At 45.5% G+C, this 21,612-nt stretch carries 22 protein-coding genes; 9 read left to right on the top strand and 13 right to left on the bottom strand.

Translation table 11 applies throughout. The features are described from left to right. The 7 genes from DYH48_RS04645 to DYH48_RS04615 are packed head-to-tail and all read right to left on the bottom strand — an operon-like array spanning position 1 to position 6,870. A complete protein-coding gene (locus tag DYH48_RS04645) occupies positions 1-825 on the bottom strand; it encodes a DUF1365 domain-containing protein (RefSeq protein WP_172481154.1) in 825 nt (274 codons plus the stop codon). After that, entirely contained in the window at positions 822-2,072 is a 1,251-nt protein-coding gene (locus DYH48_RS04640; RefSeq protein ID WP_115334179.1) for an NAD(P)/FAD-dependent oxidoreductase, read from the bottom strand. Before DYH48_RS04640 ends, DYH48_RS04645 begins: the two co-directional genes overlap by 4 nt. Beyond that, positions 2,069-2,869: an SDR family NAD(P)-dependent oxidoreductase gene (locus DYH48_RS04635; RefSeq protein WP_115334178.1), complete on the bottom strand. Its 801-nt coding sequence runs from the start codon at positions 2,867-2,869 to the stop codon at positions 2,069-2,071. The genes DYH48_RS04640 and DYH48_RS04635 overlap by 4 nt, the downstream gene beginning before the upstream one ends. Continuing rightward, positions 2,869-3,315: a nuclear transport factor 2 family protein gene (locus tag DYH48_RS04630; protein ID WP_115334177.1), complete on the bottom strand. Its 447-nt coding sequence runs from the start codon at positions 3,313-3,315 to the stop codon at positions 2,869-2,871. Before DYH48_RS04630 ends, DYH48_RS04635 begins: the two co-directional genes overlap by 1 nt. A gap of 23 nt (positions 3,316-3,338) precedes the next feature. Then, a complete protein-coding gene (gene phrB / locus DYH48_RS04625) occupies positions 3,339-4,841 on the bottom strand; it encodes a deoxyribodipyrimidine photo-lyase (RefSeq protein WP_115334176.1) in 1,503 nt (500 codons plus the stop codon). Further along, the gene (locus tag DYH48_RS04620) at positions 4,828-5,856 is read right to left on the bottom strand and encodes a MerR family transcriptional regulator (RefSeq protein ID WP_115334175.1); all 1,029 of its coding nucleotides are present in this window, start codon (positions 5,854-5,856) and stop codon (positions 4,828-4,830) included. Before DYH48_RS04620 ends, phrB begins: the two co-directional genes overlap by 14 nt. A gap of 60 nt (positions 5,857-5,916) precedes the next feature. Then, positions 5,917-6,870: a YbgA family protein gene (locus tag DYH48_RS04615; RefSeq protein ID WP_012089769.1), complete on the bottom strand. Its 954-nt coding sequence runs from the start codon at positions 6,868-6,870 to the stop codon at positions 5,917-5,919. 301 nt (positions 6,871-7,171) lie between these two features. Between DYH48_RS04615 and DYH48_RS04610 the strand changes: the two genes are divergently transcribed. Continuing rightward, a complete protein-coding gene (locus DYH48_RS04610) occupies positions 7,172-7,678 on the top strand; it encodes a hypothetical protein (protein WP_115334174.1) in 507 nt (168 codons plus the stop codon). Positions 7,679-7,962: 284 nt separating this feature from the next. Here the strand turns inward: DYH48_RS04610 and DYH48_RS04605 are convergent, their stop codons facing one another. From DYH48_RS04605 to DYH48_RS04595, 3 genes are read right to left on the bottom strand one after another with little or no spacing between them, the layout of a single operon-like run. Beyond that, on the bottom strand, positions 7,963-8,247 hold the full coding sequence (locus DYH48_RS04605; protein WP_012089771.1) for a heavy-metal-associated domain-containing protein: 285 nt from the start codon (positions 8,245-8,247) through the stop codon (positions 7,963-7,965). Continuing rightward, positions 8,244-8,561 (bottom strand): membrane protein, encoded by a 318-nt coding sequence (locus tag DYH48_RS04600; protein ID WP_041411469.1) that lies wholly within the window; start codon positions 8,559-8,561, stop codon positions 8,244-8,246. The genes DYH48_RS04605 and DYH48_RS04600 overlap by 4 nt, the downstream gene beginning before the upstream one ends. 16 nt (positions 8,562-8,577) lie before the next feature. Beyond that, on the bottom strand, positions 8,578-9,720 hold the full coding sequence (locus tag DYH48_RS04595) for a transglutaminase-like domain-containing protein (RefSeq protein WP_115334173.1): 1,143 nt from the start codon (positions 9,718-9,720) through the stop codon (positions 8,578-8,580). Positions 9,721-10,494: 774 nt separating this feature from the next. Here DYH48_RS04595 and DYH48_RS04590 point away from each other — a divergent pair. From DYH48_RS04590 to DYH48_RS04580, 3 genes are read left to right on the top strand one after another with little or no spacing between them, the layout of a single operon-like run. Beyond that, positions 10,495-11,571 (top strand): hypothetical protein, encoded by a 1,077-nt coding sequence (locus tag DYH48_RS04590; protein ID WP_012587141.1) that lies wholly within the window; start codon positions 10,495-10,497, stop codon positions 11,569-11,571. Positions 11,572-11,580: 9 nt separating this feature from the next. After that, on the top strand, positions 11,581-11,991 hold the full coding sequence (locus DYH48_RS04585; protein WP_006082554.1) for a type 2 periplasmic-binding domain-containing protein: 411 nt from the start codon (positions 11,581-11,583) through the stop codon (positions 11,989-11,991). Positions 11,992-12,035: 44 nt separating this feature from the next. After that, the gene (locus DYH48_RS04580; RefSeq protein WP_107402344.1) at positions 12,036-13,655 is read left to right on the top strand and encodes a methyl-accepting chemotaxis protein; all 1,620 of its coding nucleotides are present in this window, start codon (positions 12,036-12,038) and stop codon (positions 13,653-13,655) included. Between the two features lie 113 nt (positions 13,656-13,768). On the opposite strand, the gene DYH48_RS04575 is transcribed toward DYH48_RS04580, so the two are convergent. Beyond that, the gene (locus DYH48_RS04575; RefSeq protein WP_011847396.1) at positions 13,769-15,040 is read right to left on the bottom strand and encodes an SLC5/6 family protein; all 1,272 of its coding nucleotides are present in this window, start codon (positions 15,038-15,040) and stop codon (positions 13,769-13,771) included. 256 nt (positions 15,041-15,296) lie between these two features. Between DYH48_RS04575 and DYH48_RS04570 the strand changes: the two genes are divergently transcribed. From DYH48_RS04570 to DYH48_RS04560, 3 genes are read left to right on the top strand one after another with little or no spacing between them, the layout of a single operon-like run. Then, entirely contained in the window at positions 15,297-15,680 is a 384-nt protein-coding gene (locus tag DYH48_RS04570) for a RidA family protein (RefSeq protein WP_115334172.1), read from the top strand. Positions 15,681-15,704: 24 nt separating this feature from the next. Beyond that, the gene (locus DYH48_RS04565; protein ID WP_011847397.1) at positions 15,705-16,979 is read left to right on the top strand and encodes an L-cysteine desulfidase family protein; all 1,275 of its coding nucleotides are present in this window, start codon (positions 15,705-15,707) and stop codon (positions 16,977-16,979) included. Between the two features lie 50 nt (positions 16,980-17,029). After that, positions 17,030-17,689 carry a helix-turn-helix transcriptional regulator gene (locus tag DYH48_RS04560; RefSeq protein ID WP_006085738.1) on the top strand — a complete coding sequence of 220 codons (660 nt, stop codon included), beginning with the start codon at positions 17,030-17,032 and terminating at the stop codon, positions 17,687-17,689. A gap of 89 nt (positions 17,690-17,778) precedes the next feature. Here DYH48_RS04560 and DYH48_RS04555 read toward each other — a convergent pair whose 3' ends face one another. Then, a complete protein-coding gene (locus tag DYH48_RS04555) occupies positions 17,779-18,693 on the bottom strand; it encodes a polyprenyl-phosphate transporter (protein ID WP_115334171.1) in 915 nt (304 codons plus the stop codon). Positions 18,694-18,917: 224 nt separating this feature from the next. On the opposite strand from DYH48_RS04555, the gene DYH48_RS04550 reads away from it, so the two are divergent. Continuing rightward, complete coding sequence (locus DYH48_RS04550) at positions 18,918-19,418, top strand: hotdog fold domain-containing protein (protein ID WP_006085741.1); 501 nt, start codon at positions 18,918-18,920, stop codon at positions 19,416-19,418. Positions 19,419-19,724: 306 nt separating this feature from the next. Here DYH48_RS04550 and xapA read toward each other — a convergent pair whose 3' ends face one another. Further along, a complete protein-coding gene (gene xapA, locus DYH48_RS04545; RefSeq protein ID WP_115334170.1) occupies positions 19,725-20,552 on the bottom strand; it encodes a xanthosine phosphorylase in 828 nt (275 codons plus the stop codon). 135 nt (positions 20,553-20,687) lie between these two features. Here xapA and DYH48_RS04540 point away from each other — a divergent pair, with 135 nt between their 5' ends. Continuing rightward, entirely contained in the window at positions 20,688-21,605 is a 918-nt protein-coding gene (locus tag DYH48_RS04540; protein WP_115334169.1) for a LysR family transcriptional regulator, read from the top strand. The last annotated feature ends 7 nt before the right edge of the window (positions 21,606-21,612 follow it).

The raw sequence follows: 21,612 nt of genomic DNA, 5'->3' as shown, positions 1-21,612 counted from the left end.
TTATTTCTCCATCTGAGCTGGATGCGGCACAAAGGGCACACGTTTGAAAAAGAGTTTCAGCGCTTGCCAATAAATCCCGAAGAAGATCTTGAGAGTCATAAAAGGAAAGCGAAATAAAAGCGTCCGTAAATTGGCCGCCGTGATCGGTTGGCGTTTCATCATTAGATTGGCATTAAACAGTTTTTTACCATTCTCTTGCATCGACTTGTTTTCAATACCAATATTTAAGTCTTCACTCGGCGCAGCCACATGCCATAGATAACGCATATCAAGGGTCATAAAGGGGGAAACGTGAAACACTTTGTCAGAAGGTTTGGGCGCGGCTACATCTACTAAATAGCAATGGCGTTGATCCCAAGGCGTGTTACTCACCTCGGCCAACATGTATAAAGGCGTTTTATCTTGATAACAAAAATAGAAATTTACTGGGCTGAAATACACGCCAAAATGACGGATCTGACCCACAAACAAGACTCGGTTACACTGCTTATCAGCACCTAACTCGGCCACTTGCGCCAGCACTCGACTCTTAAGTGCCGCGGCGCTCGGATCGGCAACTGCCACTTCAGCGCTGTCATTGGATTTGGTCGTAAAAGAAGTTAAATAGTCTTTCGGATTAAATCTCAGTAAAGCGCGGCGCTGACTGGCAAAAACTCGCCCCATGGCACTGATCTTATCGACTTCATCTAAGTCAATCGCCAGCAGCGCCATTGCATAACTAAAGCTATGTTTAATCGGCGTAAAACGGCTGTGGGATACAGTGCCGTAATAAATGCCGCTATTGAGCTCTGTTATATTTAAGCTTGTCACATTTACATCGGTCATAGGCTGACACCAAAATGGGCACACACATCCAGTGCACTGCGAACACCATCTTCATGGAAACCATTGTGCCAATAGGCTCCAGCAAAATGGGTATGATTTTGGCCGGATATTTCCTCACGGCGGCCCTGGGCCTTAAGGCTGGCTTCGTTAAACACTGGGTGGGCATAATTGAAGCGGCGTATCACTTTCGCCTCATCAATCAACTCTGACTGATTCAAAGTGACACAAAACGTCGGAGCATTGGCTGGCAACTGCTGCAGTATGTTCATGTTGTAAGTCACTGACGCTGGGCGTTTTAGATTGCCATCTAACCGATAGTTCCAACTCGCCCAGGCCGCTTTTCGCTTAGGCAAGATGCGCGTATCCATGTGCAGCACCACATCGTTATTCTGGTAGCTGAGATCGCCTAAAATGGCGCGTTCTGTGGGCGTGGGATCGTTTAACATCCGCAGTGCTTGGTCGCTATGACAGGCTAAAATCACCTCATCGAATTCCAACCATTCACCGTGGACCTGCAACTTCACCCCATTGCCATGACGTTCAATACCTGTCACAGGAGAGTTAAGGCGAATATTGTCTTTAAATGGCGCAATAAGATCAGGAATATAGCTGCGCGAGCCGCCCTTTAGCACATACCACTGGGGCCTATCACTGACATTTAATAAACCGTGGTGCTGGAAGAAGCGAATAAAAAACTTCAACGAAAACGCACGCATATCTTCTATGCTCGAAGACCAAATTGCCGCGCCCATGGGCAAAATATAGTGCTCGGCAAAAAAGCGCGAAAAGTTTTCACTGTCTAAATAATCACCTAAGTTGCCTTCAGGGTAAATATCCTGTTGATAGAGTGCCTTACAGCCTTTATTGAAGCGTAGAATTTCTTTTAAAAAGGCCCAAAAGCGCGGATTCAGCAGGTTACGCTTTTGGGCAAACAAACTCCCTAAATTGTGGCCGTTATATTCAAGCCCTGTCAGCGCATTATGGACGCTGAAACTCATCTCAGTCGGTAATATGGTCACGTTAAGGCGAGCCAATAAACGCTCAAATCGTGGATAGGTTCTGTCATTAAACACGATAAAACCTGTGTCTATGGCGTAGGTTTGGCCTTGGTGCTCCACATCGACTGTCGCCGTGTGGCCGCCGATATAGTCATTGGCCTCAAACACTGTGACCTTGTGCGACTCGCTTAATAGATGGCCGCAGGTTAATCCAGAAATGCCGGTGCCGACAATGGCGATATTTTTCATAAACTCTTGTCCTTAAGCGGCTTGGCTTGAGTATCGTTTGCAATCATTTTTTGCCACACAAAGGCAGGTAAAAACGACATCAATTTCAATAGATAAGTAAAGCGTCGCGGAAAATGGATCTCGCGCTTGCCACCTTTAAGTCCATTGCGGATTGCCTTAGAAGCGGTTTGCACACTCACTTGCATTGGCATAGAAAAATCATTTTTTGCGGTCAGTGGCGTCGCCACAAAACCAGGGCAAATCAAGCTCACACCTATGTCATTCTTAGCAAGATCAAGCGAGAGACTCGAAGCGAGATACTGCACGCCAGCTTTAGAGGCGCCGTAGGCTTCAGCGCGAGGGAAAGGTAAGTAAATAGCGCTGGAACTCATTAAACCAATACGTGAACCCCTTGGCATTAAAGGTAAAAATGCGCTGAGACAATATCCCATCGCAATTAAATTGGTATGGACGACGCGCTCGAATAACACATCATCGAAGGCCTTAGCATCGTCTATATACTCACAACTGCCTGCGTTCAAAACCACCAAATCGAGCTGACAATCGGTTTTCGCCAACAGCTCGGCTAAATCGTGGCCAGCTTGTTGAACTTGGTCGCGCTGGGATATATCAAAAATTAACAGCGTGGCACCTACGAGTTCATTCAAGGCTAACGCATCTAATCTTTCTTGGGAGCGGCCACAGGCAATGACGTGCCAACCTAAGGCTAAATAATCCTGCGCCAGTTGCAGCCCAATTCCTGAGCTTGCACCTGTAATAAGCACGGCATTTATTTTCAATGGCTTAACAACGTCCATTACTTAGCCGCCCTGTCTTTAAGCAAGCGGATAAGCCCGCCCATGCAAGGCAAATGCTCGTACAACATTTGCCCTAAGTCGAAGTAATCCCTGTGAAAATAAATCTTGTCGTTGAATTTAAGTTGGCTCATGCCATCAACACGGATAAGTCCGCCTTTATTCAACTTAGGGTGGCTATATTCCATCTGCCAAAACAGCGCAGCTTGATTCGCATCCTGCTGTACTTCTTTGATCTCAAACTGAATATGCTTAACATTCTTATATAACTTCGCGAAGTACTGAGTTAACGACTCTAGCCCTGTAATTTGATGCATAGGATCGGTAAAGCTAATACTGTCGTCGTAAACTTGACCCAACAGGTGCAAGTTATCTTTATTCAAGGCTTGATAAAGCTGAATAAAATCATCAATAAGCGTATTAGTCTCAGTCGTCGCTTGGTTTGTCATCTTGTTATTGCTCCTGATCCTATTTATTGGGCCGTGGCCTTTTTCAATACGCCTAGTACGGTTAACGCCCTTGCTCTTGCTGCACTGTGCTCGACAATCGCACTCGGATAAGCCGTTTGAGTGTTAAATAACGGCTGTTCAAACAAGGACGGTGTCTGCGCTGTACTGGGTTGATGTAATTGCTTAATTCCCCAAGATGCGAGCTCTGGTAAGTACTTACGGATGAAGCTGCCATCTGGATCAAACTTTTCACTCTGGCTCATAGGATTAAAAATGCGGAAATAAGGCTGGGCATCGCAGCCACAACCTGCGGACCACTGCCAACCGCCATTATTTGCAGCCAAGTCACCATCGATGAGCTTTTGGCGAAAATAACGCTCGCCCCAACGCCAATCAATCAGCAGATGTTTCGTTAGGAAACTCGCCACCACCATACGCAAACGGTTATGCATCCAACCCGTTTGATTGAGCTGGCGCATTGCCGCATCGACAATCGGATAGCCAGTACGACCTTCACACCAAGCGGCAAACTCCTGCGGATTATTGCGCCACTGCACATGGTCGGCTTGTCGATTGAAATTATGATTTTTAGATAAGTCAGGAAATGCCACCAGCAAATGACGATAAAACTCACGCCAGGTAAGCTCATTTAACCAAGTACGAGCTGGGCTAGTATCGTCGACAATTACCTCGGGGAAGTCATGCAGCAACGCGGCAACGCATTGTCTTGGGCTAACGACGCCAATGGCTAAATAGGGTGAAATTGAACTGGTACCATCGATGGCAGGGAAATCCCTATCTTGCTTATAATCCTGCACTTTTTGTTGAATAAATGCAGAAAGCAAACGCTTTGCCTGCCCTTCTCCCGCAGCCCAAAGTTCACTCGATACTTTAGTGACATTGTTAAACAAATGTGGCTTTGGCTCGGTCAACACAGGTCCAAGCGGCGCCGGAACTGGAAGCGGCAAAATGGCATGGCGAGCGGCAATTTCTCGCCACTTACGGCTAAAAGGGGTGAAAACCTTATACATGTCGCCGGACAAGTTCAGCACTGTGCCCGGCTTAAGCAAACAATGCTCATCGGTTAATACCAGAGGAATACCCGCCTGAATACAGGCTTGGTCACGCTGTTGCTCGTTAATCTCAGGCTCACTGCCGGCAAACACGCGGCTAATACCTTGCTGCTGGCAGTAATCACTGATAAACGCTGGCACATCGGCAAAGGTATCTAACTGAATTAATTCGAATATAATCCCCAAACTCGCCAGCCCTTGGGCAAGTAAATTAATATGACGTTCGATAAAATCCAACTGAATGGGCGCCACATCATGGCGTTGCCACTGGGTTGGCGTAGCGATATAAATCGCCTTAAGTGCCACGCCATTCTCCCGAGCCCAATCGCAAGCAGCGGTTAGCGCCTGATTATCGGCGAGGCGTAAATCTTGGCGAAACCACATCAATGCATTATTGCCCTGCACTTTTATTGACATTGAATCTATTGGCATTGAATCGTTAACTGATGTCATTGTTTTCTCCACTATTGCCCTGCTCGCTTTGACTCACGCCAATACTTTTCCCTTTGCCTTTGTGACTTCTGTTGACCTTCCCCACTGAGCGAGACGGCATTTGTCCAATAAAGTCAGTCATCGAAGGCGCCCAGAAAGCCGATAAGGAAGTCAACGTCGGTACAAAGGGGCCAACAAATCGGCAGGGGAAACTCATTTGTGCCAATACAGTGAGCATTTCAGTCTGCTCAGACCCCGAATGATTTGGATCAGGGATCAGCAAAAGTGCATCGACGTTAAGCCTACCCTGCAGCAGCGGTAAACTACCTATGGCCTGCTCGCCAAGGTCGATAACCGATACTCGAAGCGACGCTAACTCGAGCGATAAGAGCTGAGAAAACAAGCTTTTAGTACGGGAAGAATTAGGCGGAGTGGACGCGCCGCGGGATAACTGCACCACAGCCATTCGCGCCGCAATGGCCTGTCCGGTAAAGGCATAACGCCCACCAACTCGGCTGAGTAATTCACTTTTTAACCAAGCGAGAATTAACTCGGCATCGAGCCGCTCATCCACTAAGTCTTCGAGTTGATTAAGCCAAGGTTGCAGTAACTTTTCTTTCACTAATTGAAACGGATATAAGCCAAATGCATCGTCTAATATCTGCTGCAATTTATGCTGATTGAAGTCGAACAATGCCGCATTCAGCGCAGTAATTTGCTCCCCCCACAGATCGACAACTTGGGATTCAATCATTTCACTTGATAATTTGGCGGCACTCATCAACAAAGGTTTAACCTTGCTGATCGCAACACCTTTAGCTAACCATGCATTAATCTCATGGATTTCTTGGATATTTTCACTCGTATATAATCTGTGTCCCTTGGGCGTGCGCGCAGGGATCACTAAACCAAAACGGCGCTGCCATGCCCTTAAGGTCACGGCATTCACGCCGGTTAAGGCCGACACTTCACCAATGGGGAGTAACACGCCATCATTGGGCTCATCGCTGGTCATGGACTGGGTATCTTGTTTCATATATCAGTAATAACTCACTACATTCAAAGCTAAAAACCACTCAGTACGGCAAAGCCAATACTAGTAGGCATAGCGCAGCTTCAACGCCTCTGGATGGGGATTCAAATACACTTGCTCTTCTATGTAAGGCGTTGGGAATTCCCGCAGATAATGGTTGATAAGCGTGATAGGCACTAACAGAGGCAATAAACCTTCGCGATATTTCATAATCGCTTCAGACAGTTCTGTCTTTTGCTCTTTGCTCAAATGCTTTTTAAAGTAGCCCTGAATATGCTGCAGCGTACTGGTATGATTTTTACGGGTCGCATTGATTTTGAGGGCCGTCATAAAGCCTTCAAAGTAGCGGGTTGCGCTTTGTTCAAGATCCTCAATATTGGCCACTATCGGCCCAAGCTCGCGATACCATGTAGGGCTATGCGCCATTAATAAATATTTATAGCGGGAATGAAACTTCACTAACTTATGCTTAGTCAGCCCTTCATGCTTCATCAGGTGCCAATCGTGATAGGCATAAACGCGGGTGAAAAAGTTCTCCCGTAGCACCATGTCATGCAAGCGGCCTTCTTCTTCCACAGGCAATAGTGGATATCGCTCCATCAACTTGCGGGCGAACACACCAATCCCCGACTTAGAGCCATTGTTAGTGCCAATTTTGTACTCTGTCACCCGCTCCATGCCGCAGGTTGGCGACTTAGCGCAAAGCAAGTATCCGCCGAGGAAATCAAGCTCTTCAACCTTGTTTTCGCTGTATTCATTGAGCTTATCGGTCACATCTAAGCTACCGTCACCGCTCTGCACTAAGATGATTTCACCATCACGGACTAAACGGATACTTTTACGGGGTGCACCTAGGCCAATCGCCATTTCTGGACAGATAGGCACATAATCGAAAAATTGCTTAATCTCTTGATTACAATAGGTAGAATTTTTATGTCCGCCATCAAAACGAACCTTCTCCCCTAATAAGCAAGCACTGATCCCAATCTGAATTCGCTGCGGGTTAAACTTGTACATAAGTCGACTCCTTGTATCACTATGTCTTTAATTACGGACCATAGTTGTACAAGGATCAATTTTTTGTATAAATATTTTTTAAAAGCCTCGTTCAAGCGTGACTTCTGATAAATCAATCACGAATGAACCATACATAAACCCCACATAAGCCTGAGTTGGCCTCTAACTTGCTTAATAAAATACCGAGCATCATTAGATTGAGTTGAACGCCCAGTAGCACCATTTAACCGCACAGCATTAAAGCCAAAGGTGACCAAGGGACTCAATCGCAACCACTGGGCCATACCAAAAGGAATCGGACATGAGCACAATCAATCCCAACAGCTATACCAATCCCTATGCAAATTTAGCACTCACGCAACTCAAATCGAGTCAGAGCAGCCAAGCCAATGATCCCACTTTGATTAAGGCATCGGGTTCAACAGCAAGCCAAGATACTGTAACCCTCTCCTCTTCTGCGCCTGTAACGACAGCCGATACCTATAGCCATCTCGCACCTAACGCTAAACAAGGCTATACGGGTAATGTGCAAGCTATTGCTGGCACCCCTGAGTCAGATAAAAGCACCGACAAATTGGCTGAAGCCATGCAGACGATTCTCGATAAACGTACAGGTATCGATAGGGAAAAACTGAAGCAGCTAGAGGCTGAAATGGAAAAAATTGCCAACGATGAAAGCCTGTCTAATGAAGAAAAAGCCAAGCAGCTAGAATTACTGCAAGCGCAAAAAATGGATCTGATAAAGGAGTCTTCAGAGAAAAATGAACAGAGGCAGCGCAGAGTCGATCCCGAGGTGTATTACAGCTAACCAAGCAATGGTATGCCAAGATGTTAAGCGGATTGGGTGTATTGAGTATTGAGTATTGAGTATTGAGTATTGAGTATTGAATGAGGTGTGGGTGAGAGTGTAAGCGGGTGTGGAAGATAGACTGATGACGTGAAGATTGGCTTATTCGTTAAAATCAGCCTAAGCATTTGAACTTAGGCTGATCTTTAATATTTTTTGGCTAACTCTTTTGCTAAAAGCTGGCTAAGAGAAAGTGGCTAAAAACGAGCAGCTAAAACGCGGTACCAGCAACTGTTCTAAGACGCTTAAGCTTGTTTCTCTATCTTGTTAATACTGCCCTTATAACCCGTTTCATCAACGGCCTTGAGTAAATTATCGAGATTAAAATCCTCTGGCACAGTCACTATTGCTTGCTCAGTTTTCAACGAAGCTTTGGCCTTAATCACCCCATCGGTTTTACGCAGGGCTTTATTCACGACAGTGACACACAGCGGACAAGTCATGCCCTTAACATTCAAGGTAACCAGCACGTTTGCCGCCCAGCTCGACGCTGAACACAAGCTCAAGGCGAGAAATAACACTAACTTCATTCGAACACCTCTAATAACCAAGGTAATACAAAAGGATATAACTGAAATGCCAGCACGACAGGCACAGTTAACCAGTACAGCCACACCATCTGAGTACGACTCAACGTCGCAGTACACAATAGTTTTTTAGCAAAATAGAGCCGCCAAAATCCCATCAGGATAAGTCCAGTAGACAGTATCAACATGGGCACTTGCAGCCAGCTCAGCTGCTCAATCCCCGACAGGCTCGCGGCCGACACCCCGAACACCAGATAAATAAGCGGGGCAATACAGCATAGGCTTGAAGCAACCGCAGCAATCACTGCGGCGGCCATCGTCGCTAAGAGTCCCTTAGCGTTGTTCGGTTGACTGGTAGTCATAGGCAAACACTTTTGGTTCATAATAATTCACAGGATCGCCATCGACCTCCGCATACGGATAACCAAAGTTATTCAGTGGTGTCTGCTCGGCTTCAGGGAATAAATCAAAGTCGCGACCATAGTTAAAGCCAACCCAGTTCATTTCCCAGTTACCAAAGAGATAATCATTCACTGCCTGAACCGCAGGATCGCTGTGCTCTTTTTTCTCTGTTAAGCGCATTTTAGTCACATCGGCAGGATCGGCGGGCAACCAACCATAACCCGCTAAATAGAACATAGCGCGGCAATGTTGACCGCCACTGACATCGGCAGCCCCTTTGTCATCGGCGCTCCCAAAGGCCTTTTTAGAGTAATGACCCATCTTGATCGCCTGACCTAAGCGAATACCAAACATTTCACGGGCAGGGATACCCACAGCGCGCATTAACGCCACAAATACCGAGTTAATGTCGGTACACTTACCGCCTAACTTGCCACTTTCTAAAATGCTGGCCACATCACCTGTACCACAGCCAATCACACTATTGTCGCGGAACATATTGGCGCTAACCCAAAGGTAAATCAGTCGCGCTTGTTTCAGTGGTTCAGTTTCGCTACCGACGATTTTATCCGCCGTTTGCTTCACAATACCGTTAATCGGCATATGTTTAGTCGGCAGTAAATAACGTTCTACCTCTGCAGGATAGTGGATCTGTGTTGGTGTGCGATAGTGAGTCAAAGCGCCGCTTTTAACCGGTTCCCAATCTAAGGTTTCAATATCTAACTCAACGGTCATTGTCATGCTGCCTTTGGCATCTGGCCAAGTCGCAAACAGCGTTTTGGCGCCATAACTGTTGTTTGAGCTGATATAAGCATCTTTAAAACTGCCGGTGAAATTCAGCTTACTGACCCGTTGGAATTGCGTGTCTTCAGGCAAAGGGATCCACAACTTAACCACGCCCTCAGAGCCTTCAGGAGCAACAAGATGGTAAGTGTTTGTTAAGATAAAACGGCGACGTCCATCGCTTGCGCTAGGTTCAACGACACTCGATTTAGAGGAAGATGCCAGTACCGGCGTGATAAAACCCGCAGTCGACAAAATAGCCGCACTTTTTAAAAAATTGCGTCTTTGCATTATGACATTCCTTTTATTGGATCATGTTAGAAAGAAGAGAACTCAACATCACAGAGCAAGATTATAGGTTCTATGACCCTATGCAGCAATCAAACCCAATTTAGGCTGCTCACCATACAGTACAAAGACCGTAAATCGGAGAAAAAGACGCAGTAAAATATGCCGCAGCGCGGCATACTCGTAAAAATGGGATAAATGTCAACTTTTCTTAGAAGAGCAATTTTAGAAGACTAAGACGATGAAAAATTAAGAGGATTATATAAACTGAACAAATTCAAGCCGACTAAAACAAGTATCACTCGTATTTCATTTATAATCACACCGCAAAAAAATATCAACATTAGTCGAAGTTAATATTTATGAGGGAGATAATTCCTAGTTATTTATCGTGCAAACGTGCAGAGTTCTCATTTAATAAAATGAGTTATTCTCTTGGCCGAACTATTATTTACAAAATATGCTTTACAACATTTTCATCTGCAAAAATGAAACAGAATTCGAATTTAGTGACTAAAATTTATACGCTTAAATCTGCAATTTAAGTGTGCACTAAAATTGCGACCTCTAAACTTGCCCGAATTCAGGTCTAGATATTTGGCGCATCTAGCGCTTTCAACTCACTTTCAACTCAATAATCACAACATAAATTCCAAACTCATCGTCCGAAATGGGACTTAGACCACTGTGTTGCAAAAATGTTCCATAAAAGTTTGCGTATGTTCACACCTGTTCTAGGCTTAAAAACGAATATACCTCACTTTAAAGGGCTTTTTTATGAAACATAAGTTTTCATTAGGTCTTTGCTCACTCTTGCTCAGCACCACCGCGTATGCAGAAGTGAACATTTCAGGTTTTGCCTCAGTTGTCGCGGGTCAAGTTCTCGAAGGTTCTGGCGTTGCTGAGTTTGATTTAGGTCCCACCTTTCTCGCAGACTATCCACTCGTTGGTGCCTACGATGAAGATATTAGCTTTAAACCAGATACCTTATTTGGAATCCAATTTTCTGCTGATTTACTCGAAGGTTTAACTGCCACTGCACAGGTCGTTTCACGCGGTGCCGATGATTTTTCGGCAAGTTTTGAATGGGCTTATTTATCCTACGAGATCAATGATCATTGGACTGTACAAGGCGGTAAAAAACGCCTACCTCTCTACTATTACAGTGATTTTTTTGATGTTGGATATGCCTATCCTTGGATACGTCCACCCGCAGATAACTACACATGGCAAATATTTAACTACACAGGTGTCAGCGCGCTATACAACTATTTAATTGGCGACTGGACCATGTCAGGGCAAGTCTATTACGGTAGCGAAGATAGTGAACCCAATAAACTGTTATCTGACTTTTTCTTCCTCGAAAATACCCGAGAAGTGTGGAAGGACATAGGCGGTATTGTTGTCCAATTCAATAAAGATTGGTTAGATATTCGCCTTACACATATGCAATACACTAATGAACGTTATATTGGTGGAATTCAGCAGGAATGGAATGGCAGCACCCAACGTTCAGGCAAGTTTTATGGCCTGTCAGTTAACGTAGATTATGAGAACTTCCTCTTTCTATCAGAGCTTAACCGCTTAGATCTCGATGGTAGCAATCTAGATACTTACTTGCTCACTTTCGGTTATCGTATCGATTCAGTGATGCCATACATTTCCTATTCGGACTTCAATGATGGTGAAGGCGGCGAAGTGCACCATACAAGCTCGGCAGGAATACGTTGGGATTTCCATCCTTCGGCAGCCTTTAAAATTCAATATGATGACGTTAAAGATGATGGCGGCCCAGGCATGAAAGTCGCAGGGGATTCTAAATCCATCAGTCTTGGTATTGATTTAGTATTTTAGGAGAGAGATATGAAAAAATTACTTTGCTCAATCCTACTCAGTTTACTCTCAATGCCATTATTTGCTGGCGTAGTTGTCATCGTGAATCCCAGTAATGCGGATGCAATAGATCAAAAATCAATCGAGAATATTTTTTTAGGAAAAACAAAGACCTTCCCCGGAGGAGCCCAAGCAGTACCGGTCAATCTTGACAGTGCTATGCCCTTAAGGGAGACATTTGACACTAAAGTATTGGGCAAGTCATCCAGCCAACTTAAGTCATATTGGTCACAGAAAGTGTTTACGGGCAAAGGAACGCCACCCAAGGAGGTCACTAGTGGGGCGGAGATGATAAAATTAGTTGCATCTAACCCTAATATTATTGGCTATATTGATAGTAGTGAGGCCAATGATTCGGTAAAAGTTATTGCCGAGTTTTAGATTGGAGTGCCGGGCTTAAGCTCGGCACAACTTGGGGGCAAGGGATGAATTTCTTTAATAACATTTCTATTTTTAAAAAAGTTATCGCGATATTTATTTTAGCAGTCATCATTTTCGCTTTAAACTTAAGCATTAGTGTTATCTCCATAAATAAAAATCGCACCACTCTTAACTATATGGAGCAGCAAGTTTACCAAAGGGTTGAACTCGCCAATCAAAACGTGTTTTTTATCCAACGACTCGATGAGCTTTATACTCAATCCGTTTCTTTTGCCGACGAAGACCTGTTAACCAATGCAGGTACTATGTACGAATCTTTACGCAAAAACCTCCAACAGTTAGACAACGTCGATCCCTCACAAGCCAATCAACTCAACAATCTATCGGCTAAATTAACCCGTTATAACGACATGACAATTAAGCTGGCTAAAGGCATGCTGGCAGGTACGATTGATATGGCAAATATTGGCCAAATCAGCCAAGAAAAATCCCAAGCCTATGAAGCAGTGCTCAATGAAATACAAAACTACAAACAAGAAAAAGTACTCGAATTTAAACAATCAATAAAAGAAGCGGGCGACAGATCGGAGCAAAGTTTATGGCTCACCCTCTCCATCGGTATCGCTTTGCTGATCGTGATGTTTATTGTCACTATCGCCATTGCACGCGCCATTAGCTCTTCTGCCCGTAATGTTGCCCAGTCATTGAGTGAGCTCGCCGATGGTAAGGGTGATCTTAGCCATAAACTTAACGTGTCTGGTAGTGATGAACTCGGCCAAGTATCGAGTAACTTCAATCGATTCCTTGGGTTACTCGGTGATTCGATTCGCAGGGTGGTGAATGTTACCGATCCCTTGCTTGCAAGCTCGCACTCACTCAAACAGCGAATGGAAGATGCGACGCATGCAACTCAGAGACAAAGCCATGATGCCAGTGCTGTGCAAGTTTCAATGGAAGACATGCGCCACTCCGTCATTGAAATTTCGCAAAATGCGCGCCAAGCCGCCAGTGCCGCCCAGATTGCCGAAAAAGAAGCCATGCAAGGTATGACAGTCGTCCAACGTACTATCGATATTTCACAGGAATTAAATACGGGGATTCAGGCCGCTTCTAACTCGATTAATGAACTTGCCAGAGACACTGAAAATGTCACCTCTATCTTAAATGTGATTACCTCGATTGCTGAGCAAACTAACCTGTTGGCACTGAACGCCGCCATCGAAGCTGCCCGCGCGGGTGAGCAAGGACGGGGCTTTGCCGTGGTAGCGGATGAAGTCCGTGCCCTCGCCTCTAAAACCGCAGATGCAACCACAGAAATTCGTCATGTGTTACAAAACCTTAAAACGGCGGCCATTTCTTCGGTCAGTACCATGAATGTGGCCATGTCGAAATCATCGGAAAATGAAACCAATGCCCAAAACACAGGCAGTGCATTAAAATCGATTCAGCAGCAGATTGTCAGTATCAATAGCATGAACACCCACATTGCCTCGGCAACGGAAGAGCAAGCCTCAGTCGCTTCTCAAGTGGTCGATAACGTCGTCAATATGAACGCTTCATTCGAACAGACATTGCAAATTCTGTCGCAGGTTCGCAATGTCTCCGAAGGGTTAGTTGATTTTGCCAATGAACTGAAAAACGCCACATCTCAATTCAAACTTTGACCATAGAGCATTATCGAAATGATTGCTCAAAATAGAAAACCGGTATTGAGTTTACACTTAATACCGGTTTTTTAATTCCTTAAAGCTTATCTTTTTGTACCACTTTATTCGTGTTAACTAAACGCCAAGAAAGGTGATACACACAGCAATAAACCTGTGATGATAATGATGTACAGCGACGCACCTTTGTACTTATGCAGTGCAGGCACTTGATACACTAAATAAGCAGGGATCAAACACCCGACCAAACCAAAGATTGGACTGCAAATCGACGTAAAGCTCAGCACTGGCGCATTCAATACAATCGCGCCCCACGACAGTAGAATCGTGAAAATCATGATGCCGTAACCCACAAGCTTTTTGTTGATGCGATCTTCAGGCATATATCGACGCAGCATATTCATGGTTAGCCCTTGGCAAGCTTCCCTGAAACCAAGATACACCCCAAAGTAAGCCGTCATGACCGCAAAAATGTTCAGTGTCAGACTCAGTAATTTCAGTGTTTGTCCCTGCATACCTTGGGCGACCATGGCTAAGGCTGAGATATTTTCTTCCGATGCACGCACCGCTTGTTCATGACCCATAGCGAGCGTGAATGACACAGCATAAAAGAACACCACGACAAACAAGACACCAAAGGCAATATTCATGGCGCGCATCGCTTTAAAGCGCGCCACGGCTAAGGATTTTTCCCGCGAACGGTATGAAATCACCATAGGGCTTAAGCTTTGAATAAACAGAATCGATGTCAGCGTAAAGGGCAGCATAACGACCGCATCTTTTAACCAATCTCCCGTTGCCGGAATAGCGCCAATATTATTGATATCCCACTTGTCCACCATCAATAGCCCTAACACAGCCACAACGCCCAGCTTAGTCAGCACCATAAAAGTGGAGATCTTAAACAGTAGATTTTCGCCGCGGGATGCTAAAGCAACTAAGCCGCAGATCAGCGCTAACCCGTAGAAGGGATTATGTGACAACAAGTCTTTCGTCACCCCAAAGCTCTGTAAAAAAGAAGCACTGTCGTTAGTAATGGCCGTTGAATACACAAACACCCAAATAACCAGCATTATGAAGTACAAGCCGCCCAACAACATGCCCCAGTTTTTACCTAAGTAACCCGAAATCACACTCGGGTAATCCTTACACTCAGGTGATTCGGCTAAGGTATTGATAAATAACCGCTGAAACATATACATGGCCGGATAGCCAATAATGCCAGACAGTAAGAACACCCATAGGCCCATTAAACCAACCTGCACAGGCAAAAACACGATCCCCGCGCCAATCGCCATACCGATACTCATGATTATCCAGCCCCAATCCGTACTATCGAAGCGGGTATCTGCTTTCCACTGTGCAGCAGTAATTGTTGCATCCATTATTTCACCTTTACCTTGTTGCTATTATTTTGTGCAAATATATTTGAACAAAACAAACTCAGCAACCATTATACTCAACTTTTGTTGAACAAAGAGTTAACGCTCACAACTTAGCTAAAAACGGGATAAATAGCGCACAAATAACACTAGCAAGTGAAATTTATTAAAAAATAATTGCAATAAATGCAAAAAATACAAATAATGTTGCACATAGGCCGAACGCGGCATTCAATTTTATTTGCACGTTGGAGAGACAATGAAAACCATTATTCACGCAGAAAGCGCTCCCGCAGCCATTGGCCCTTATTCACACGGTACGAGCTATGGCAATCTCATCTTTACCTCTGGCCAACTACCCGTTTGTAAAGAGAAAGGCGGCGTGGTTGACGGTGGGATCACCGCACAATCGATTCAGTCGCTAGACAATCTCAAATACGTACTTGAAGCGGGTGGCGGTAGCTTAGAAACGGTTCTCAAAACCACTTGTTATCTTGCTGAGATCAGTGACTTTGCCGCCTTTAACGAAGTATATAAAACCTATTTTAAAACCGACTGCCCTGCACGTAGCTGTTTTGCGGTGAAGGATCTTCCACTGGGCGTTAAAGTGGAAGTTGAAGCGATAGCACACGTTAACATTTAAGTATTAACAAAAGGTTGTAAGCTGATGAAACCCCAATGGCAGCAGTATATTAACATCATCAAACAGGTCGTTAAGCCCGCATTAGGCTGCACTGAGCCCATCGCCGCCGCTTACGCCGCCGCCGTCGCTCGCGCCTTACTGGGTGTTGAGCCCGATTCAATTGCTGTACAAGTGTCTGACAATCTTTATAAAAACTCTATGGGTGTGTTTGTGCCTGGTACAGGCAAAATCGGTCTGGCAATTGCCGCAGCGGCAGGCGCCATTGCCGGTAATCCTGATGCGGGCTTAGAAGTATTGGCAGTGATCACGCCGGAGCAAGTCGCCAAAGCACAGGCACTGATCGATGCGGGTAAAGTCACCGTCGAGCGCACTGAAACGGCAGAATTTATCTATTGCTGTGTTATCGCAAAAAAAGGCGACCGCGAAGCCCTAGTGAAAATCTGTGGTGGCCATACGCTTATTGCCGAAAAGCGCCTCAACGGCGAATCCGTCTTCAGTGTCGATAGCACGCAAGCTAAAGCCACGGGTTCCATCTGTGAAGGCGTGGATATCACTATCGAATCCATTTATCGCTTCGCCCAAGAAGTCCCCTTCGAAGAGATCAAGTTCATCCTCGAGGCCTCTGAGTTAAACGGCAAATTATCCGATGAAGGCATGGCCAATCCCTATGGACTCGAAGTCGGCCGCACCATGAAAAGCGGCATAGCCGCCGGCATTATTGGTGAAGATTTACTCAATAAAATCGTGATGTTAACGGCTGCAGCCTCAGATGCGCGCATGGGCGGTGCTAATTTGCCCGCCATGAGTAATCTTGGCAGTGGCAACCAAGGCATCGCCGCGACCATTCCCGTGGTATTAACGGCGCAATGCTATAAGGTTTCGGAAGAACAGCTAGCCCGCGCGTTGATCATGAGCCATCTCGGGGCAATTTATATCAAGTCCCACTATCCGCCGCTGTCAGCATTTTGTGGTAATACAGTCACCAGCGCCGCCGCGTCTATGGCCATGGTGTATTTGGCGGGAGGTTCGTTCGAACAATCCTGTTTCGCGATTCAAAACGTGATCAGTGACAGCTCGGGCATGGTGTGTGACGGCGCTAAAGCTTCCTGCGCCATGAAGGTCAGCACGTCCTCCAGTGCGGCCGTGCGCTCATTTTTGATGGCGCTCAGTAGTCACAATGTCTCCGGCCAAGGTATTATTGCAACCGATGTTGAAAAAACCATTAAAAACATTGGCAAAATGATCCTCAATGGCATGTCATCCACAGATGTCACTATTATCGATATTATGTCGGCATAATGATTTTAACCCGCTGAATAATGGCGGGTTAATAACCAAAGGTTGAAATTGTGAAACTGCAAGATTTAACGCAAAGTGATCTGGATATTCTGAAATCGGTCGAAAATATCGTCGATGGCATCGCAGCTATGTATGGTCAGCACACAGAAGTGGTATTGCACAGCTTAGATGCGAAACATCCGTCTGTGGTCAAAATTGCCAATGGCCATGTCACAGGTCGAGAAGTGGGGGCGCCGATAACCAACCTTGCCTTGCTTAAACTCAAGACAGGTCAGGATATTTCTAACTCTTACCTAACTAAATGCGCCAATGGTAAGACGCTAAGATCGATCACGACGGTCATCCGCAACAGTAAAAATCAGCCCATAGGTTTGCTGTGCATTAACAGCGACATGGATGCGCCGCTGCAATCAGTACTGCGCACTATGATGCCGGATAATCTCTTCAGCACTGAAGTAACTAGCTCACCAGAGATATTTGCCCGCAATATCGATGAAGCGCTGCATAGCACGATTGACAGTATCAACCATGAAGTGCGCTCAAATCCTGGGATTTCACCCTCACAAAAGAGCCGTGAAATCGTCAATCAATTGCATGAGTTAGGTATTTTTGAGCTCAAAGACAGCGCCCAAGTGGCCGCGACTCGTTTAGGGATTTCGGTACATTCTATTTACCGCTACCTGCGGGAAATTAAAGCCAATCAAGCTTAATTCAATATTATCTCAGGGTATCAAAAACAAAAAAGCAGCGAATATTCGCTGCTTTTTGTTGTGTAAACCAATCCAGTCAAAATGAAGGATTAATCCCTTTTACCCACTTTCTCTAAACCCCATACCAGTGCAATCGCCGCCAGCATACACACAATCGCAAAGGCGAGTTGCGAAGGTAGGCCCGTCACTTGCTCAAAATTAAGCGGCGAAATATTTTGCTCCAGCAAAGGCACTTGCTCACCGTGGGAGTTAGTCCGCCAAGTTAAGGTTTCTTTCCATGGCCAAATTTTACCTAAGGTGCCTAACATTAATCCGGTTAGAAACACGATAGTGGCATCGTGGTGCTTACGCATCAGTGCCGACAATAGATGACTGAATGTCAGTAATCCCATCACAGCGCCAACGGCGAAACAGCCCAAAATATCCAGCTGAATATTTTTAGCCGCTGCTAAAACCACGGGATATAAACCCAGTAATAATAAGATAAAACTGCCTGAAATCCCCGGCAATACCATGGCACAAATCGCAATCGCGCCACCGAAGAAGATATTAATGTAACTGGCTTCTACTGCGACCGGATTTAACACAGTTATCGCCCATGCAGCCAGCACACCTAAGGCAAATAAACCTAAACGTGCCACAGTGAAACCACTCACTTGCTTAAGCATATGCACAACAGAGATAAGAATAAGCCCAAAAAAGAACGACCAAATCGGGATTGGATGCGTCGCCAGTAACCAAGAGATCAGCTTAGCAAAGGTAAAAATACTGGTCAGGATCCCCGCCAGCAGACTCACTAAAAAGCCACCATTAATATGGGCAAATGCCCCTTTTATGCCCTGCGACTTAATCACACCCCAAAGGGAAGGATTGATGCGTTTTACACTGTCGAGCAAGGTATCGAGAATACCGGTAATAAACGCTATGGTGCCGCCCGAAACGCCAGGCACGACATCGGCAGCGCCCATGGCCATTCCCTTAAAATACGTCAGCAAATATTTCACTGTGAGTCCTTGTAGTTAAATCAATATGCCATTGCCGCTAAACGACAAATTGGCCGCAATTATACGGTGTTACACTAAAAACCGCGAAATGAAGTTTGCTTAATTAAGCCGACTGGTATTTGTTGTTATCCTAATGTTACACTCATCCGACCAGAGCAGTCCAAGCTCAACTTGGAACAGGCTCAAGATAACAATACCCTTTTGCATCATTATTAAGGATGACCATGAGCCAGACAGACTCTTCTAGCACTGCAGAACAAAAACCAAATAAAGTGCTCGCGCTCTACCATAAGACTCGCCGTTATCCCTTCGGCCAAAAACTGTTTTCAATCATGGTTTCACGCATGGCGCCCTATTTCGGCACCATCAAACCACTGATCACTGAATTACGCCTTAATCATTGCGCCTGTTTAATTAAAAAACGCCATGCTGTTCATAATCATATAAAAACTGTGCATGTGATTGCGATTTGTAACGGCCTAGAAATGGCGATGGGCGTGATGGCCGAAGCCTCAATTCCAAAGCATTTACGTTGGATCCCTAAGGGCATGAGTTTGGATTATACCGCTAAAGCCGGCAGCGATATTTTGTGTATCGCCGAAGTGACGCCAGAGCAATGGACTCCTGGCGATATGCTCGTTCCCGTTACCGCCTACGACACCCAAGGTGTGGTTGTGGTGAAAGGACATATCAAGTTGTGGATTTCAGAAAAACCACAGAAATAAGCGTTTTACACGAGCGCTGTGCTTAATGTCTGCATCTAAAAAGGGAGCTAAGCTCCCTTTTACTTTTTAGCCTTCAGCCGTATTTCGTTAAAAAACTCGGTTAGCGCAATTGCACGGCGCCTTGCTCGCTCACTTTTAAGTAAGGATTTTTAAGTGCGGACTTTTAAATCCGAACTGTTAAATATGAGCTCTTAAATATGAGCTCTTAAATACGAAATCTTAATTCGACCTGTTAAATACGAGATTTTAAAATAGCAGCCCTTTATCGCAGCACTACCCTATATAGCAGCCCAGTTAAACCAGATGTTAAGCAAAATGACTGGCGGTAAAACGCTCAATCAAACGGATAAAGTCGGCTTCGGCAAGCTTGGCACATGTTAAGGTTTGTTCATGGGATAACAGCACGTCCCCCAATCCTTCGGCCATATTGGTAATGGCACACACAGCCAAGACGGGCAAACCACAATGCGCCGCCGAAATCACCTCTGGCACCACAGACATTCCCACTACATCGCCACCGATGATTTGCATCATGCGGATTTCGGCCGCGGTTTCAAAACACGGGCCAGAGTAAGACACAAATACCCCTTGATTCGCTGCAATGCCTGCGGCTTTTGCGACACTTAAGGCTTCAGCTCTCAGGTCTTTATCATAAGCATTGGCCAAGCTAAAAAAACGTGGACCGTAACTATCATCATTTGCGCCCGTCATGGGCGTACCCGGCATAGTGTTAATGTGATCGCTGAAAATCACTAATGAACCCACGCCGATCCGCTCTGGCCGTAATGACCCCGCAGCGTTAGTCACCAGTAACAATTCACACCCTAAACGTTTGAAAGTACGCACCGGCGTCGTCATCACCTTCATGCTTTGGTGCTCATAAAAATGCCCACGGCCTTTCATGCACACTATGTCTACGCCATGTAAGCTGCCGAGCACCAGCTCTCCCGAGTGACCGACGACGGTACTCACGGGAAAGCCGTCTAACTCTTCATAGGGGATCACCACTTTGTTATCTAAATTATCGGCAAACGCGCCAAGCCCTGAGCCCAAAATCATAGCAGCACGGGGAGAGAAATTCGGTTTACGGGCTCGAATCGTCGCAAGGGCATTAATAACAGGATCATGGCTCATACAAGGTACCTCATAGCAAAGGAATGAAAGAGTAAACGACCCTCAGTATAAGCGGGCTTGGGGTTGCAAATAATCGCGATTAACCGCACTATTGCGCTGATAAAAAGGACAATAAATAAAAATAGTGAGCCTGAGATGAGCAAGATAAACGCACCAGAACTCGTTACCTTGAAGATGCTGCGGTATTTTCATCGAGTGGCTGAAGTGAAAAACTTTACCGCTGCTGCCGAGCAACTGCATCTATCGAAATCTCCGCTGAGCGCACAAATCAAAGAGTTAGAATCACTCCTTGGCGTTGAGCTGTTCACTCGCAGCACTCGGCAAGTGGAGCTCACACCCTATGGCCAATTGTTAAGAGAAAAGTGCGAGCAAATATTCGAGCTGGTGAATACCTCATTGGAACAAGTGGCTCAGCTTGGGCGACTCGATAGAAACCATATTCGGATTGGCATCATGAGCTCGCTTTTTTGGATGGGATTTGGTGACATACTGAAAAGCTTTCGCAAGCAATGCCCTGAAAATAAGCTGATCTTTCAAGAGTTATCACCTGAAACTCAAAAAGTCGCCTTAGCGCATCAAGAAATCGATTTTGGCCTAGTCCGCTACGCCGACACCTTAAATCTGCCGCACTTCATCGCCGAAACCATCACCAGCGAACCTATGGTGTTAGCGCTGGCAAATAAACATCCCTTAGCCAGACGTAAAAGCATCGACTTGAGTGAACTCAAAGATGAGCCTTTTACCTTACTCAGCCGTGCCAATTCCGCCTCTAGCGATTTGATTATCGCCAGCTGTCAGGCCGCAGGATTTATGCCGCAACTGGTACAGGAAATGGTCGAGCCCAATAGCTTAATGGCGATCATCGCTGGCGATAACAGGGTATCCATAGTGCCGCAAAGTTATGCTTCACAACCTTGGCCTAGGATAAAGTTTATTAAATTAAAACAAACTATTCCCGCCGATATCTGCCTGATTTATCGGACAGAAATGGCTTCGCTGCCGATTCTCGATAGCCTAAGGGACTTATTGAAGCAACAAATCAAAACCATTTAGATTGTCT

This window comes from Shewanella baltica (genome assembly GCF_900456975.1).
In the GTDB taxonomy this organism is placed as follows: Bacteria; Pseudomonadota; Gammaproteobacteria; order Enterobacterales; family Shewanellaceae; genus Shewanella; species Shewanella baltica.
This window is presented reverse-complemented; position numbering and strand designations above follow the sequence as displayed.